Below are 14470 nucleotides of genomic sequence, written 5' to 3' on the forward strand. Positions count from 1 at the left end.
TATTGACTATTGCTCGTCCGGTCATGGTCACCATCGCTTGTCCGCCTCCTTGAAGGGGTCGAAGACGCCGAGCGGAATGACCTTCGCGATCGGCTCGTCATCTGTGCCGTCCACCGCCTCATCAGCGTGGAGATGCGGCTCGTCCTCGACGACTGCAGGCGGCTCTGGCCTGGGCGGACGCGGTCCGGGGCTCTCGGCGGCGGCTCGGGTCCTGGCGGCGACGCGCCGGTCGCGCTTGGACGGCCGCGAGGCCGGTCCATCGCTCTGGTCGGCCGGTCCCTGGTTGGCTCTGACCAGGAGCTTGGCGACAGCCTGGGCGGTCTGCTCTTCGGTGGGTGTCGGGTTGCCCTTGCCTCGCAGGTCGGCTGCCGCATGGTCCCAGGCCAGGTCGCCGAAGGGCTGCGGGACGCTGCCGAGGTGCTTCCAGGGAACCGGGATCCAGCCGGTCTCCCAGTGGTGGCGCATCCAGATCCAGGCGGCGTCGTAGGGGTCGCGGTGGATCTCCCACAGGTTCCGCTTGCGTGTGACGCCGGAGGGCTGGCGCCGGAACGGGGCCAGGTCGGGGCAGTCGTAGATGCGGTTGTTGATTTTGATGCCGTAGGAGTTGACGGCCCGCCAGGTCGCGGGCAGCAGTTCGACGTAGTCGTCGCCGCCAAGGGCGAGGGGGACGTAGCCGGCGCTCTCGACCAGGGCGGCGTACTTTTGGTTCGGGGTGAAGGTCCGGCCCGGGACGCCCGGGTCGCGGAGCCCGTCATGGGGCCTCGATTGCCACTTGGCGACCAGCCATTCATCGAGGAATTCCTGGATCTCCAGCATCGACCACAACGGCTCGTCGTCCACGTCTCGGCCGCGGTGCTCGGCGGTGCGGCCGAGGTAGCCGGGGAGGAACTGGCAGAACAGCGTGGCCACTGATTCGAGTGTGCGTTCGATGTGGGGTTTCTCCGCCGGGGAGCGTGGGTGGCAGGGCTGGAAGTTGATCTCCAGGGTGCGGCAGGCGGCGCGGAAGTTGTCCGAGATGAACGCCTTGCCCCGGTCACAGACGATGGTCTCCGGGATGATCACGGGCCGGGCCGCGGCGTGCTCCAGGCGCTCGTCCAGGGTCAGCAGTCGGCGGTGCGGCAGCACCGAGCGGGACATCGACAGGGCCTGGACCCAGCCGGGCCGCATCGGCTCCGGGGTCAGCGCGCGGGCCAGCAGCAGCGAGGCGTCCACCGACTTGGTGGTGGGCCGCACCACCGCCGCGGCGACGGTGCGCGTCGCCAGGTCGATGAGGGCGCAGAGTTCCACCCGGCCGGGGACCCCGTGGTCCAGCCGCACCAGCACGTCCAGCGGGGTGGAGTCGATCTGCATCAGCTCACCGGGGGCGGCGACCGACTCGTAGCGGAACGGCCCCTCGGGCTGGTCGGCCAACGAGCGGCGGGTGCGGGCCGAGCCGGTGACGTGGACCCCGTGCGACAGCTTGTCGAAGAGCCGGTAGAACGTCGGGCGCGACGGCATCTCCACCACGCCTTGGCCGTGCTCGGCCTCCAGGATCCGCTCGGTCCGCCAGCGCGCGTGCTCGATCGTGCGGGTGGAAGCCGGGATGCTCTCGCCGATCGCCTGACGGATCGCGGCCACCACCCGCCGGTCGGCCCGGCCGACCAGCGAGGCGTGCGGGGCGAGTCGGTGGTCCACCACCGCCGCGATCCCTCCGGCCTCGTACTGCTGGCGCTTGCGCTTCACCGTCCGCGCCGTGACCTCCTCGCCCAGCGCGACCAGTTCATCCGCCTTCGCCCGCTCGCGTTGCGCCAGCGAACGGCCAACCGGGTCGTACTCGGGCTTGACCCGGACCCCCGCCGGGGCGTCGGGCGGCAGACCGGTGAGGAGTTCGACCAGATGCCGCTGCCACCACAGGGCGCGGGCGGCCACTGGCCCGGGCAGGCGATCCAGCAGCGCGGCCGAGCCCAGCGCCGTGCGGTCGCCGGCCCCCAGGACTGCGAAGTCCTCGGCCGACTGCAGGTGGACCTGGTCGACGAGCATCCCGGTGCCGTGCGTGTCGGCCAGCCGGACCCGCATCCCGGTCAGGCCGACCACGGTATAGGTGCGCTCCTGGAACCTGACCCGGTCACCGAGCCGCAGCCGTCCCGGCCGCGCGGACATCATGGCCGGTCCCGGGACGCCAAGCGCACCAGCGTGTCGATGCCCAGCGGGGCCGTCACAAGATCCGCCGTCAGTTCATGCTGCCAGAGCAGGTGATAGAGCACCGGCAGCACGGCCAGCCGGTCGCCGACCTGCTCGGCCCCGGCGAGCAGGGGCAGGGGGTCGGCGAAGACTTCCCGCAGCCGGCCTGCCACCGGCGCGCGATAGCAGCGACCGTGGCGGTAGCGGGACAGCCAGCGCAGGTTCACCCGGTAGGGCTGGTCCAGGTCGCCGACCTGCCGGAACTGCCAGCCCACCGCCTCGCAGACCCGCGCGGTGAACGCGAAGACCTCGGCGGTGGCCTCGTCCACCAGGCCCTCGGGTCGGACGTCGACAACGACGCCGGTGCCGTCCGCCAGCCGTGCGAAGTAGTCCGGGGTGTGCCCGCGCCCGCGTTCCCCGTCCGGACCAGAGGAGCCGGAAGGGCTGGGACGCCAGGGCGACCACGGCCGGGTCGAAGTCCAGTGCCATCGCCGCGTCCCGCTCGACCCACGACTCGTAGCCCACCAGGGATCCCGATATCGCCGCCCAGTACTCACCGGTGAAGTTCTTCTGTCCCTTGAACGAGTTGAACGACCGTGCCGGCGAGGCGAACTCGAAGGGCTCGGCCCAGCAGCGCGTCAGCGGACCGGAGCGCTCGACACCATCGGCGTCGACGAACCCGACCTCAATATCCCCGACCTCAAGGTCTGCGATGCAGTTGCAGGCGGAGACCGCCTCCGCGGAACCATCCACTCAGCCCTCCGCACTGTCGTGACCCCTCTCAATGCGAGCGTGGGACACGTTGTCCGGGCCCGTGGGCAGAGCCCGGCGACGCCACCCGAAAGAGTGACAACCCGTCTCAAACAATATGGTCGACGCAGGCCAGAGGGCTCGTAGCCTCTCGATGCGCCCACATCCCGAAATATCGACTCCTGGCTGCAGGTGCGAGTCGGGTGGCTACGGAGCTGATCGTGTTCCCTCATGGCCGCGCGGACTTCGGGACGCTGGAGCTGCCAGTTCCCAGGCTTCGAAGATCGCGGTAGCCATCCAGTGCCCGCTGACGAAGGCGACGTGTTCCACAGAAAGCCCGGTCCCGCCGTGCGACTTGCGGCGCGGGTCGGCACCTCGGGCCACCAGATATGCGGTCAGGCTCACACTGAGCGGATCGCCGGTCTGGCCGTGTGCGTCTATCTCCGAGTCCACCGCATGGTGCAGCAGTGTCATCCCACCGAACTCCTGGTGGATATCGGCTCCGGCGTCCAGCAGCGCACGCAGGGCCTCGACATCGCCTGTCTCCACCGCCGCGTGCGCCGCGCTCATCGTCTCCTCGACCACTACGGGCCCTCCTTCTTCCGCGGAGCGGTAGCCCCCGTTTCCAACACATCCAACCCTGGGCTGAAGCGACAACATCACCCGAGACCGATCGCGAATCCCGCTAGGGCCACCTGAGACAGCGACAGCGACAACATCGCGTAAGACGGGACAGTAGACCCCGCCGGACCAGATCATCTGAGACGACGAGCGAATCGGACCAGATCACCTGAGACAGGGACCAGATCGACTGAGACGGGACACCCGACCTGCTGATCGGTGCTGGTGGAGGCGCTCGTGGGAATCGATAGTTGGCCCGGATCAGAAGCGGCAGTTGGCCCGAGAATGTCGCGCGATGTCACGAGGAGTAGCCGCCTGGTTGGCGATCGGCGGCGGGGTTCCCTGCCGTCACGTCCGCCTGCTTGGCTGAGCAGTCGCTCCATGTAATCCCGAGGAGGACTGGCCGGAGGGACGCCTCCGAAGCATGATCCGCACGAGCTTCCGGGCTCATGGAAGAACTCCACCGGTGGGACTCGGCGCGCTCAGCACACAGAACCTGGTCAACATCTTCGTCGCCCATAACGAGAACGGCCCCCGAGACAACACCGCCTTGGGGGCCGTCAGCATGACAGCGCGGCTACCGTCGTCGCCGGTCAGTCTCCGTAGGGGTGGATCTTGAGGTGGACGTCAGCGTCCTGCCTCGGCTGATCGCTGCTCCAGTACGCCCATCCATTCCAATGGCCCGGGTGGTCATGGTCGCCGTGAGCCGTCGTTGCGCTGAGAGAGGCCCCGGTTCGATACGACGTCACCTCGACATCGTCGCCGTAGCAGACCGGCGCACCGCCGTTCGCTCCGATGAGTTTGCCGCCGGGTGTAAGTCGTGCCTGGGTGCCGCCGTCCCTGGTGAAAACCAACTCACCGTCAGCGCCCTCGGAAATGCTCCAGCTCCCGATGGTGACTTTGTTGCCTTCTGCCACGACGTTCTCCTCACTCCACAAGGTATCCGGGCTAATCGGTGCCTTGTTGAAGGCAGGCAGTCACGCTGAAGGCAGCGCGGTAGCCATCCCGGGACACACCGTCAGCTCCATCGAACGTGTCTCGACCTTGCCTACGTTGACGAAAAGTCATGGCCACGGGCCCCGCCTTGCGCGGGGCCGATTCGCGAGATCATGGGAAAGTCGGAAGCCAGGCCGTCGCCCACCATCGCAACCGGGACCCGTCGAGCACCAGCCGCGACCGAAAAGCGGCGCCACCCGTGAACTGGCCGATCAGCGCCGCCAGATCACACACATCCGACCACGCCCCGGGCCCCTCCCTCGTCGACATGCCAGAACGACACCACCCGGTACGCGTACGCGCGGGCGGGTTCCCCAAACGAGACCTCTACTCGGGAAGCTTCACCCACCCGAGTGACCGATTCGGTCACCCACCGTAGCCGTAGGGTCGGTGCGGCCAACTATCGATTCCGGCCTCAGCATCAAGGTGCTCCGACCCGCCCTCACCAGCGCTTTGAACTGCGACGTTATCGAGTCGTGGCCGAGCATCAAGGTATCGAGCGCCCAGCCCGGGGCGGTCATCAAGGAATCAACGCGGGCGCCGGGACCGCGGCGGCTTCGGGAGAAAGGGTGTCGGCCAACCGGTCTGACCTGCGGCCTTCGTGAGCTGGCTACCACTCGGAAGCCTCCCGTCCAGCACTGCGATTCCCCGTGACTCCCCGCCCAACATGGCACGGCTGTGGCACGCCTAGAAGTCGCGAAAAGCCTCTGGGGGCCACTCGGGCGGAAGCGCCCTGGTGAACATCACGTAGACCGGTCCGTAAGGAGTCTCGGTCTTGACGTTCGCCCACTGATCAAGCTCGTGAGAGCAGTATCGGCGAAGCAGACTGACGAACTGTGTGATCTCACTGTCGGACAGCGGACCGTCGGGCCCCGGGTTCGGCTCCATGGCAGCACGGTAGCTCGGTAGCTCGGTAGCTCGGGCAACCCCGCCTCCGGGGGGCGGGAGGTGGTGACCGGCTGTGACCTGGCCTTATGGCTGCTGGGCCGGTGCTGTCTGGTTCGACCGTGGTGGGCCGCTCTTCCCCGTGGCTCCCCGCTCGATCGGGCACGAGTTGGGCACGGTCACTCGTCGCCATCCGACAGCCGCACCCGAGCGTGCGCAAGGGCGACGGCCCGCAGGTTTGGTGAAAGCTCACCGGTCGAGAAGACTTCGAGCTGGTCGGCTGGACCGTCGAAGGGGCGCGACACGGAGATGAACAGACCTTCCCGCCCCCCGCTCTGATACTCGACGCTCCAGCAGTCGTCAACGATGTCGGTGAAGTGCACAACCTGAAACAGAATCCCTGCGAGCGTGACCACCACACCCCCTAATGGCTCTGGAGCTGGACGCTATCCCGTGGGCGCCCGGCGTCAGCCTACGGCCAGTCCTCGGGCTGAGCGGGTGGCTCCCTCCTCGATCGGGCAGCTTCGCCGCACCCGGGTTCTCTAGCGGCCGCCCTTGGGTGACCGGTCGAGGTGGGGGCCTCCCGCGACCCGTCCACGATCACCACGTCGAAGCCGCACCCATGGGCATGCCCCTGGTCCCCTCCGAGGAGAGCAGAAGACCTTCGAGTACACCGACGACCTGAAGGACGCGCAGCGGGCGCTGGTGGCCGTGCAGGCCGAGCGCCGCGCGTTCCTGGCGACGCTGCCATCGTGGAGCGGCGATCTGGTGGCCGCCCAGCAGGGGCTGGGAGAAGAGCAGCTGGCCGAGTCCGCACGTCTGGAGGAAGCCGGGCGGCGGGCCTGCCACGCGGTGTGGGCCGACGGGTACTGGGCCACGCTGGCCGGCGAAGACCGGGTCGCCGCTCGCAGCCGACTCCAGCACATCGACGACCAGCCGGCAACGGCGGCGTAGCGACGGCCCCCGCCGCCCGGCAACCGGGCGCGGGGCGCTACCGCAGTCGGATGTTGCCCTTCGCGTCAACGATGACGGTCAGCTCGCCGCCGAGGCTCTCTTGGAGGATCTTGGCCAGCTGCTTCCCGTCGAAGGGATGCCTGGGGCGTAGCGGGGTCCCGAAGTACGGCTCCTCCGGTTCGTCCGCGCCCCAGGCGGATTCGAACAGGCACGCGTCGGTGATCGTGCGCGCCATGGGGAGCCCCTTCTTCCAGGTGACCGGGCGATCACCATAGATCCCCTCGTGGTCGGGCGAAAGGCCTGCACGCCCGGCCGACCTGCTGTGGAGTCACCGGGTGGACCAGGACGGGCATACAGGTTCGTGCCAGGTGGTGCGGACCACCAGCCCGCCGGGCGACAGGTGCTCGCTGCTCCAGGTCCGGCAGTACCCTGCCGCCGGCCGGCACGGCCCGGCCGTGGCCGGGTGACCGGCAGCCTGGCGGGCGAGCACCGGCGCGGCGGCGGGCTTGCCTGTCCGGTGCCGACGGCGTCTGGTGAAGGAAGTCGTCATGCCCGCCGTTGTGCCACCCGCTGCCCGCCGAGAAGCGCCCCCGGACCGTCTCTGCCCGCCTGCGCCCGCCGTGTCCGAGGAACGGGCGGCCAGGCCCGACGAGGCAGCCTGACGGCCCTTCCGGGGCTGCCGCGCCCCACCACGAGCGGCCGGCACCAGCCGGACGCGAGAGAAGAAAGGCCCGCCGCAGGCGCAGCGCCCGACCGGCACCGACCCAACCAGCCAACCAACCAACCACAGCAACCACAGGCCGGGGCACAGAGAGGTAAGTCGGGCCGGTGAGAACCCTCGATCAGCTGAGCCGTGGTTCCGCCAGCAGCACCACGCGGTCGGCCTCGACATCGAACCCGAGAACGGGATGGAGCAGATCAGACTCCGGAGTCAACGTCACCGCCTTGCCGAGCCTGCGCCCGATCGCCCGCAGCAGGAGGCACAGCAGATTGACGCCGTCCTGGCCCCACAGCTCTCGCAGATCAACATCGAAGTCGATCGAGCTGGCCTCATACGCCCGAAAGATCGCCAGGAATCCAGTGGCGGGCCAGACCCTCAACAACGCGTCGGTGTCCTCGCTGCGGGCCAGCATGTCCGCAGCTCGCGGCAGCCGAACCGCGACACCGTCCTCGGAGTACTCGCAGGACCACCCCTGCGACCGCACCAGATCAAGCACCGCCTGCCAGTCCTCGACCGAGGTATCTGCGACCCGCCCGTCCGGCAGCGACCCCATCAGGCCGGGGTCGAAGAAGTTCCTGACGTCGTCCCACAGCAGATCTGGCATCCCGCCATGCTGCCTGGCCACCCGCCCGAACGCAGCCCGATTTCCTTGACGAACACCATAGAGGCACCCCCGGGGGGCCTGCGCGGTCGGTCAGATATCGGGTGGGTTTTACCCGCGTGGAGCAATGTCTGTCTGCTCACACTAGAGCCTAGACAAGGGGGTACCTGTTGAACGATGTTCCAGATCTTGGGCCCATGCCCCAGCGGGTCACCGTGAGTGCCGAACAGGCCGGGCGGCTCGTGGCCGAGCAGTTCCCACAATGGGCCGCACTACCTGTGACGGCTGTGGAGAACGGCGGCTGGGACAACCGGACCTTCCACTTGGGTGACAACATGTTGCTCCGCCTGCCCAGCGCGGAGGAGTACGCCTTGGCCGTGGAGAAGGAGCACCGTTGGCTACCCGAGCTGGCACCCGCTCTCCCGCTGCCGATCCCGGTGCCGCTGGCGAAGGGGAGTCCTGGTGTGACCTACCCGTTCGCGTGGTCGGTCTACGGGTGGATCGACGGCACACCCGCGACGTTCGAGTCAGTCGTCGATCCGATCCGCTTCGCCGAGGGCCTGGCCAACTTCGTCGCCACGTTGCAGAGCATCGACGCCTCGGAAGGACCACAGCCTGGCAAGCACAACTGGTTCCGCGGAGCAACGCTGCGGACCTATGAGGCGCAGGCGCTCGGTGCGCTGGACGAGCTGCGCGGCCGCATCGACGTCGCGCCGGCACATGAGTTGTGGACTCAGGCGCTCGAGGCGCAGTGGGACGGGGCCGACGTCTGGTTCCACGGCGACCTTGCCCAGGGAAATCTGCTCCTTGAGGACGGACAGCTCGCCGCCGTCATCGACTTCGGTACGTGTGGCGTGGGGGACCCCGCTTGCGACCTCGCGATCGCGTGGACCTTGCTCTCGGCTGACGGCCGCGACTTGTTCCGGAAGCGGCTGGGCGTCGACGATGCGACGTGGGCGCGCGGACGCGGCTGGGCGCTGTGGAAGACGCTCGTCTCGTACGCCAACAGCCTGGGCGAGGACGGCGCTGACGCCCGTGACGCGCGACGCGTGCTCTCGGAGATCCTCGCTGATCGAGGCTGAGGGGTCGTAGGGGCGCGTGGACCGCGGCGCGGGCCTGCACGCACTTGGAGCACTCCAACCGGTCCGGGCCCGCCTTCTCCCGCAACTCCAGCTGCGAACCCGCCTGCCGGACGTCGGCTTCCCGGGGTCAGGACCGCCAGCTGTTGCCCACGGCCAGCGGCCGCTCGCCCGACCCGTCGACGCGCAGTGCCTCCCGGCCTGCGGCATCCTCCAGGAGAACGGCCTCCATGTAGGCGATACACCTCAGACGCTCACTCGATGTCACCCCCACGCCAGGCTACCGAGACCACGACGGTCCTGACAGTCCGAACGTGTGCCGAACCTCCAGGTCCACATCGCCGCCGCCCTCGGCGCCGGTTCCGGTTCGATTGGTTCTCACCGGCCGCTGACCTGTGCCGACGCCCGAAACTCACCAACGGTCCCGGGGCGAGACTCACCTCCGCGAGGCGAAGCTCCCCACCGCAGGTCAGCGGGGGTTCCCAAACTCCCCGGTGCAGGTCAGCGGCCCGCACCGGGGGCAAGGCCGGGTCAGGAGCAGCGCCACCACGAACCGGCGAGCTTCGCCGTGGCGGCCGCAGCCTCGGCGGCGGTCTGCTCCGCGCGCGCAGCAGTTCGTCGCCGTCCGGGTTGGCCAGCGCGTCGGTGCCAGCGTGCAACCTTTGCGGCGGCGCGGCGGTGAGTAGGGCAGAGCGGTGGCCCGGTCGGGTCGTCGCGCGGATGCGAAGAGGAACTGGATGACCGCGACCATATTGCCCGTCCCGGTGGAGGACCCTCCCCCGTCCGTCATGGCACCGGCTTCCGCTGGCGGCCCCGGCCTGCGGGAGCTGGACTTCGAGGGGTTCGCCGCCACGCGCTGGCGACGGCTGGTGCGCACCGCCTACCTGCTCACGGGCGACTACCACGAGGCCGAGGACGTGGTGCAGGCGACGTTCGCGAAGGTCTTCAGGAACTGGTCCCGGATCAGCCGTCTGGAGGAGCCGGACGCCTATGTCCACCGAGCCCTGGTGAACAACAACCTGAGCCGCCACCGGCGGCGCCGGGTCAGGCAGCTGCTCGTCCCCGTGCTGCCCGACCGGGCGCACACCGCCGGTGGCGGCCACCGCGACGTCGAGGAGCGCTCGGTGCTGCTCCAGGCGCTGGCGGAACTGCCGCAGCGCCAGCGGGCCGTGGTCGTCCTGCGCTACTGGGAGGACATGAGCGAGCACCAGGTCGCCGAGATCCTGGGCTGTTCGCTGGGCAATGTGAAGAGTCAGGCCAACCGGGGCCTGGCGAAACTGCGCCGGCACCCGGCGCTGGCCCCGTACGCGGCGGACACCGGTTCGACGACCGACGGCACGAACGGAGACAACAGGTGACGGACACCGAGGACATGGTGCGCGGCGCCCTGCGGGACGAGGCGGCCCGGGTCGCGGTGGCGGACTGGTCCGCCACGCCCGCACGGGGCCACGTGCGCCGGCAGCGGCGGGGGCGCCGCGTGGCGATGGGCGCATCGGCCGTGGCGGCCGCGCTCGCGGTGGTGGCCGGCACAGGCGCGGTGTTGTCCGCGCAGCACGGGGCCCAGGCCGTCGGACCGGCCTCCCAGGCTCCGGCCGTACCGGAGGGTCCGGCTCCAGAGCCCGTGGTGGTGGAGCCCGGCCAGCAGCTGCCGCTGGGCCGCCCGGACTGGTGGATGCAGCTGAAGGACCAGGAGGTCTGCATCCACGACGCCCCCGCCTACCGCAGCGATCCGGGATGCGGCGGGTCCTCCTGGGCGGGTGGCACGACCGGGATCAACATGGGGTACTACGGGAACGCCCCGCAGTACCAGGAGGGTCTGTACAACCTCATCTACCACGGGCCCGAGCAGGTGGCCCGGATGAGCATCGAGGTGGACGGCCACGCATACTGGGCCACCGTCGTCTCACTGCCCGGCACCCCGGGCTACACCACCGGCTACCTCTGGGGGCCCAGCAACAAGACCCTCAACGGTTCGACGGCATTCCCGCTCGAAGGCGTCAAGCTCGCCGCGTACGACGCCCAGGGGAAGCTCCTGACGAGCAAGACGGTGTCGTCCTGAACCCGGTGCGTGGGACCGCCGTGCAGGCGGTCCCACGCACCGGGCACCGGGCGGCGTGATTCACCTGGTGACGCCACCCGAGCAGAAAGACTGGCCTTCGGGCTCTCCTTCAGCCGGGACTGCTGGTTGGCGTACTACTGGCAGGAGCCATCAGAGGCTCGTTGGGCACGATCAGCCTCCACCCGCACGCGCTCGTTGCCGATCCACGCCCGTGCCCCCTTGCCCGGGGCCGCGGGCCTGGTGCCGGCGGAGGTGTCCGCGGAGGCGGTGCCGGGCCCCTTGTCCGGGCCAGGCGAGGCCTGGCGCCGGACGGTCCGACAGACGGTCGGCGGCCTGTTCCGCCCCGACGAGCACGGGCAGCGGCTCGACGAATACGTCCCGAAACCTGTCCGCCACCGGCTCGCGGTGGCAACGGCGGCGACGGTAGCGGGCCAGCCAGCGCAGGTTCACCCGGTAAGGCTGATCCAAGTCGCCGACATGGCGGAACTGCCAGCCCACCGCTTCGCAGACCCGCGCGATGAACGCGAAGACCTTGGCGGTGTCCTCGTCGATCAGGTCCCTCGGACGCACGTCCACGACGACACCCGTGCCGTCCACCAGCCGTGCGAAGTAGTCCGGCGTGTGCTCCCGCCGGCGTTCCCCCGCCGTCCAAACGATGCGGAAGGGCTGTGACGCCAGAGCGACCACCGTAGGATCGAGGTCCAACGCCATCGCGGCGTCCCGCTCCACCCATGACTCGTAGCCCACCTGGGATCCGGACGTCGCCGCCCAGTACTCACCAGTGAAGTTCTTCTGCCCCTTGAAGGCGGCGAACGACCGGACAGGCGAAGCCAGTTCGAAGGGGTCCCCACCAGCGCGCCAACGGTCCGAAACAGTCGACACCGTCGACGTCGACAAACCCGACGTCGACCCCCGAGGCGTACTCCCAGGCAGAGGCCATGGCTGCGGACCGGTCCACCGACGCCTCCGTCGCACCGAGAACCCGTCTTCCCTGCGAGGGTGAAGCACCTCGTAGGTGGCCACGACAGAGAGGCGGATGCCGTCACTCGAAAAGGTGACAATCCATCTCAAACAATCAGGTCGATGCAGGCCAGTAGGAGTTTGGCCCAGCGTGGAGGATGGGAGGTCCGACCGCTGGGACACTCACGCCCGGTTGGAGAGGGGCGCTCGAAGCTCCACGCGGAGTCGGATCGAGGTGTCGACGGGCAGTCCCGTGCTGGAGTAGCGAAGCTCTTTCGAGTAGTTCGCGATGAGATCGAGATCCCGCAACTGCCGCTGCAACTCAGAGGCCAGAGCTTCGTCCGAATCAGGGACGAGCTCGTCATCTTCCTGCTCGGCGAGGTACTCCAGCTGTTGATCAACGGCTTCCACCGCCCGGCGGCTGGTCCAATGGGCGAAGTCGTAGCAGCCGAACAGATAGGCGTGAGCGGCATACAACGTCGCGGTTGCGGCCGACTCGTCCGCATCATCGGGCCCGTCCTGACCGTCGTTGTGGCAGTACTCGCTGAGCATGTACTCGGCGACACCGCGGTTCACTGCCGAGAACGCCGTCGTGTCGCCGAGAACGCCCTCCCACACAGAGTTCAACAGGGGGCGAAGGCTCACCGTGAACGGCGCCTGCTCGTCCTCGGGCAGGGCCTCGTGCCAGTTCATGAGCCGTTCCGCGACACCGGCAGCGAACACGCCACGTTCACTGGTCGATGTCGCCTTCAGCCGCTCCTCCACCAGCACTGAAAGCTCTTGCCACGTGTCCATACGAGCCACCCCCGAGTCGTGAAACCAGCGTGCTCACGCTGGCAACGGCGATCATCGCATCCACCAGGGACAACGCATCAGGCGCGGCCCACCTGTCGGCGTACATGGGTAAGTGCTCAGCCGCGTACTGCTGAACGTGCTCACCTGCCCGGTTCGGCGGGAGCCTTCTCTCACCGTGTGGTTGCCCGGCGGTGAGTGGCGCGGATCAGTACGGTGACCAGGGCCGCCAGGTCGAGGGCGCCGTCCGGGTCGTCCGCGTAGCGGGTGGTCTGCAGCGGCCCCACTTCGTCCAGGCGTACTCCCTCCGTATCCAGGACGTGAGCGAGGACCAGTACTGCCAGGCGGGCGTTGCCGTCCGGGTAGGGGTGGAAGAAGGCGATGCCGAGGTACGCCCTGGCCGCGCGGGCTGGCAGGGGGACCGACAGGGCGGCGCTCTGGTGTAGGCAAGCGGCGAAGTCCTGCCAGGTGTGGGGCGTGAGCCCGTATCGTTCCCGGCCGTCCTTGGCGAAGGCGTCGCTCTGACGCAGGCGCACCTCGTTCACACCGAGGACCAGCTTCTGCCAGCCGGCCAGAAGGGTCGGGGTGAGCGGCTCTCCCTGTGAGGCATCGGCGCGGGACAGGGTCATCGCGGCGAGCAGCCGGTCGGCGCGGTCCGGGTCGCGGAGGCGGACCGGACCGTCGAACCAGGCGGCGAGTCCGTCCACGGCCGCGCACACCGGTGCCGCGCGCACGCTCGCGGCCGAGGACCAGTCGACCTGCTCCCTGACCTTGCACCACGTGGCCAGCGCGTCATCGCTCACGGTAGAACCCGCGGCCGGTCGGGCGAATCGCCAGGTCCTCTCCCACCGTGTCGACCAGGGGCGGGGCGGGCGCACTGTGGCTCTTGAACCGGCCGCCGATCGCGGCTTCCACCGCCTTCTGCGCCTCTTCCAGTCCCAGGCCGGTGGAGGTAAGGAACCAGGTCAGCGTCGTCTCGCAGATCCCGTACCAGGACGACTCGGCGTGGGTGCTGTTGACGACCGCGGTGACCAGGCGGGTCACCGCGCGTTCCAGGTGCCAGCTGCGGTCCTCGGCGTCCGTACTGGGAAGGGGTGCAAGTCCGTACCGGGAAGGGGTGCAAGCTGCTCGAACCGCTCGGCCATGTCCTCCAGCCAGTCACGCCACTCCAGCAGGCAGGTCACGACGCGTTCGGCGGTCTCCGACGCCTCTCCGACCGAGTGCGAATCGCAGCACCAGGTCTCGACGGGACCGCCGTGGTGGTTCGAATGGTCCCAACCGCAGGCCCACCGGCCATAACGGGACACCAGGAGCACGGTGACCTCGTCGATGAATCGAAAGCCCGCCATCCGCTCGGCACCGACGGGAGGCACCATCGGAACGACCAGCGCCGTCAGCCGCGCCGCCTCGTCGTCGTCCCAGTCGAAAGCGTTCCGGCCGGGGGCAGCAGCGGACCACGGCAGGTCCCAGGCTCGTTCGCGGTGGATGGACGTGGCGTACCTCCGAGGTGAGACATGACGGAACAACTGACCGATCATGCCGACCAGATCGAGACCTGTCATCCCAATTTGTTGACCACCGACCTGCGTCTCCCGCCGCCCGGCTGCCTTCACCCAGCCGGGCACATTCACGTGTACCTGCCTGAGCACTTACCCGTGTACGCCGACAGCTGTCGGCGTACACCCGAATGTGCGCCGGCCGGTACAGCGGAACGTGCACGGCCATCCCGGCTTTTTGGCCCAGTGCTGTGGCGCCAGGGTCCCCCGTCTGGTCAGGATCCGGGACAGTCGTCACCGTCAACGGGGCCCTCTCCCGGAGGCGGCTGGGGTATGCTTCCGGGCCTTCCGGGTCCCGTGTCGCCTTGGGGCGCATCTGCCCGGTGCATCGGGCGG

At 69.0% G+C, this 14470-nt stretch carries 16 protein-coding genes; 4 read left to right on the forward strand and 12 right to left on the reverse strand.

Annotated elements, in window-relative coordinates:
• Nucleotides 1–27: 27 nt before the first annotated feature.
• From ACIOGZ_RS38780 to ACIOGZ_RS38800, 5 genes are all read right to left on the reverse strand, one after another.
• Nucleotides 28–2139 carry a Mu transposase C-terminal domain-containing protein gene (locus tag ACIOGZ_RS38780; protein WP_400989395.1) on the reverse strand — a complete coding sequence of 704 codons (2112 nt, stop codon included), beginning with the start codon at nucleotides 2137–2139 and terminating at the stop codon, nucleotides 28–30.
• Nucleotides 2139–2717, reverse strand: a complete 579-nt coding sequence (locus ACIOGZ_RS38785; protein WP_400812537.1) for a TnsA-like heteromeric transposase endonuclease subunit — start codon at nucleotides 2715–2717, stop codon at nucleotides 2139–2141. The genes ACIOGZ_RS38780 and ACIOGZ_RS38785 overlap by 1 nt, the downstream gene beginning before the upstream one ends.
• 400 nt (nucleotides 2718–3117) lie before the next feature.
• Complete coding sequence (locus tag ACIOGZ_RS38790) at nucleotides 3118–3495, reverse strand: ankyrin repeat domain-containing protein (RefSeq protein ID WP_400989397.1); 378 nt, start codon at nucleotides 3493–3495, stop codon at nucleotides 3118–3120.
• A 629-nt stretch (nucleotides 3496–4124) separates the two neighbouring features.
• Nucleotides 4125–4448, reverse strand: a complete 324-nt coding sequence (locus ACIOGZ_RS38795) for a hypothetical protein (protein ID WP_363587081.1) — start codon at nucleotides 4446–4448, stop codon at nucleotides 4125–4127.
• A 1143-nt stretch (nucleotides 4449–5591) separates the two neighbouring features.
• Complete coding sequence (locus ACIOGZ_RS38800; RefSeq protein WP_400812540.1) at nucleotides 5592–5828, reverse strand: hypothetical protein; 237 nt, start codon at nucleotides 5826–5828, stop codon at nucleotides 5592–5594.
• A gap of 289 nt (nucleotides 5829–6117) precedes the next feature.
• Between ACIOGZ_RS38800 and ACIOGZ_RS38805 the strand changes: the two genes are divergently transcribed.
• Entirely contained in the window at nucleotides 6118–6366 is a 249-nt protein-coding gene (locus tag ACIOGZ_RS38805) for a hypothetical protein (RefSeq protein WP_400989399.1), read from the forward strand.
• 37 nt (nucleotides 6367–6403) lie between these two features.
• On the opposite strand, the gene ACIOGZ_RS38810 is transcribed toward ACIOGZ_RS38805, so the two are convergent.
• On the reverse strand, nucleotides 6404–6601 hold the full coding sequence (locus tag ACIOGZ_RS38810; RefSeq protein WP_400989400.1) for a hypothetical protein: 198 nt from the start codon (nucleotides 6599–6601) through the stop codon (nucleotides 6404–6406).
• A gap of 607 nt (nucleotides 6602–7208) precedes the next feature.
• Entirely contained in the window at nucleotides 7209–7691 is a 483-nt protein-coding gene (locus ACIOGZ_RS38815) for a hypothetical protein (protein ID WP_400989402.1), read from the reverse strand.
• Between the two features lie 194 nt (nucleotides 7692–7885).
• On the opposite strand from ACIOGZ_RS38815, the gene ACIOGZ_RS38820 reads away from it, so the two are divergent.
• From ACIOGZ_RS38820 to ACIOGZ_RS38830, 3 genes are all read left to right on the forward strand, one after another.
• Nucleotides 7886–8770 carry an aminoglycoside phosphotransferase family protein gene (locus tag ACIOGZ_RS38820; protein WP_400812548.1) on the forward strand — a complete coding sequence of 295 codons (885 nt, stop codon included), beginning with the start codon at nucleotides 7886–7888 and terminating at the stop codon, nucleotides 8768–8770.
• Nucleotides 8771–9555: 785 nt separating this feature from the next.
• The gene (locus tag ACIOGZ_RS38825) at nucleotides 9556–10125 is read left to right on the forward strand and encodes a SigE family RNA polymerase sigma factor (protein ID WP_400812581.1); all 570 of its coding nucleotides are present in this window, start codon (nucleotides 9556–9558) and stop codon (nucleotides 10123–10125) included.
• The gene (locus tag ACIOGZ_RS38830) at nucleotides 10122–10826 is read left to right on the forward strand and encodes a hypothetical protein (RefSeq protein WP_400989403.1); all 705 of its coding nucleotides are present in this window, start codon (nucleotides 10122–10124) and stop codon (nucleotides 10824–10826) included. Before ACIOGZ_RS38825 ends, ACIOGZ_RS38830 begins: the two co-directional genes overlap by 4 nt.
• A gap of 171 nt (nucleotides 10827–10997) precedes the next feature.
• Here the strand turns inward: ACIOGZ_RS38830 and ACIOGZ_RS38835 are convergent, their stop codons facing one another.
• From ACIOGZ_RS38835 to ACIOGZ_RS38855, 5 genes are all read right to left on the reverse strand, one after another.
• The gene (locus ACIOGZ_RS38835) at nucleotides 10998–11723 is read right to left on the reverse strand and encodes a TnsA-like heteromeric transposase endonuclease subunit (protein ID WP_400812568.1); all 726 of its coding nucleotides are present in this window, start codon (nucleotides 11721–11723) and stop codon (nucleotides 10998–11000) included.
• A 246-nt stretch (nucleotides 11724–11969) separates the two neighbouring features.
• Nucleotides 11970–12581: a hypothetical protein gene (locus tag ACIOGZ_RS38840; RefSeq protein ID WP_400989404.1), complete on the reverse strand. Its 612-nt coding sequence runs from the start codon at nucleotides 12579–12581 to the stop codon at nucleotides 11970–11972.
• A gap of 170 nt (nucleotides 12582–12751) precedes the next feature.
• A complete protein-coding gene (locus ACIOGZ_RS38845; RefSeq protein ID WP_400812572.1) occupies nucleotides 12752–13381 on the reverse strand; it encodes a Fic family protein in 630 nt (209 codons plus the stop codon).
• Nucleotides 13371–13622, reverse strand: coding sequence for a hypothetical protein (locus ACIOGZ_RS38850; protein ID WP_400812574.1), 252 nt, complete (start codon nucleotides 13620–13622; stop codon nucleotides 13371–13373). The genes ACIOGZ_RS38845 and ACIOGZ_RS38850 overlap by 11 nt, the downstream gene beginning before the upstream one ends.
• A complete protein-coding gene (locus tag ACIOGZ_RS38855) occupies nucleotides 13619–14209 on the reverse strand; it encodes a hypothetical protein (RefSeq protein ID WP_400989406.1) in 591 nt (196 codons plus the stop codon). The genes ACIOGZ_RS38850 and ACIOGZ_RS38855 overlap by 4 nt, the downstream gene beginning before the upstream one ends.
• Nucleotides 14210–14470 lie beyond the last annotated feature (261 nt).

The sequence above is a fragment of the Kitasatospora sp. NPDC088160 genome, from assembly GCF_044741445.1.
Classification (GTDB): Bacteria; Actinomycetota; Actinomycetes; order Streptomycetales; family Streptomycetaceae; genus Kitasatospora.

What these genes read in the sequence shown, in the direction of transcription:
- ACIOGZ_RS38840 (WP_400989404.1), bottom strand. Translation starts at nt 12,581, where the DNA reads ATGGACACGTGGCAAGAGCTTTCAGTGCTGGTGGAGGAGCGGCTGAAG.
- ACIOGZ_RS38780 (WP_400989395.1), bottom strand. Translation starts at nt 2,139, where the DNA reads ATGTCCGCGCGGCCGGGACGGCTGCGGCTCGGTGACCGGGTCAGGTTC.
- ACIOGZ_RS38810 (WP_400989400.1), bottom strand. Translation starts at nt 6,601, where the DNA reads ATGGCGCGCACGATCACCGACGCGTGCCTGTTCGAATCCGCCTGGGGC.
- ACIOGZ_RS38820 (WP_400812548.1), top strand. Translation starts at nt 7,886, where the DNA reads ATGCCCCAGCGGGTCACCGTGAGTGCCGAACAGGCCGGGCGGCTCGTG.
- ACIOGZ_RS38815 (WP_400989402.1), bottom strand. Translation starts at nt 7,691, where the DNA reads ATGCCAGATCTGCTGTGGGACGACGTCAGGAACTTCTTCGACCCCGGC.
- ACIOGZ_RS38825 (WP_400812581.1), top strand. Translation starts at nt 9,556, where the DNA reads ATGGCACCGGCTTCCGCTGGCGGCCCCGGCCTGCGGGAGCTGGACTTC.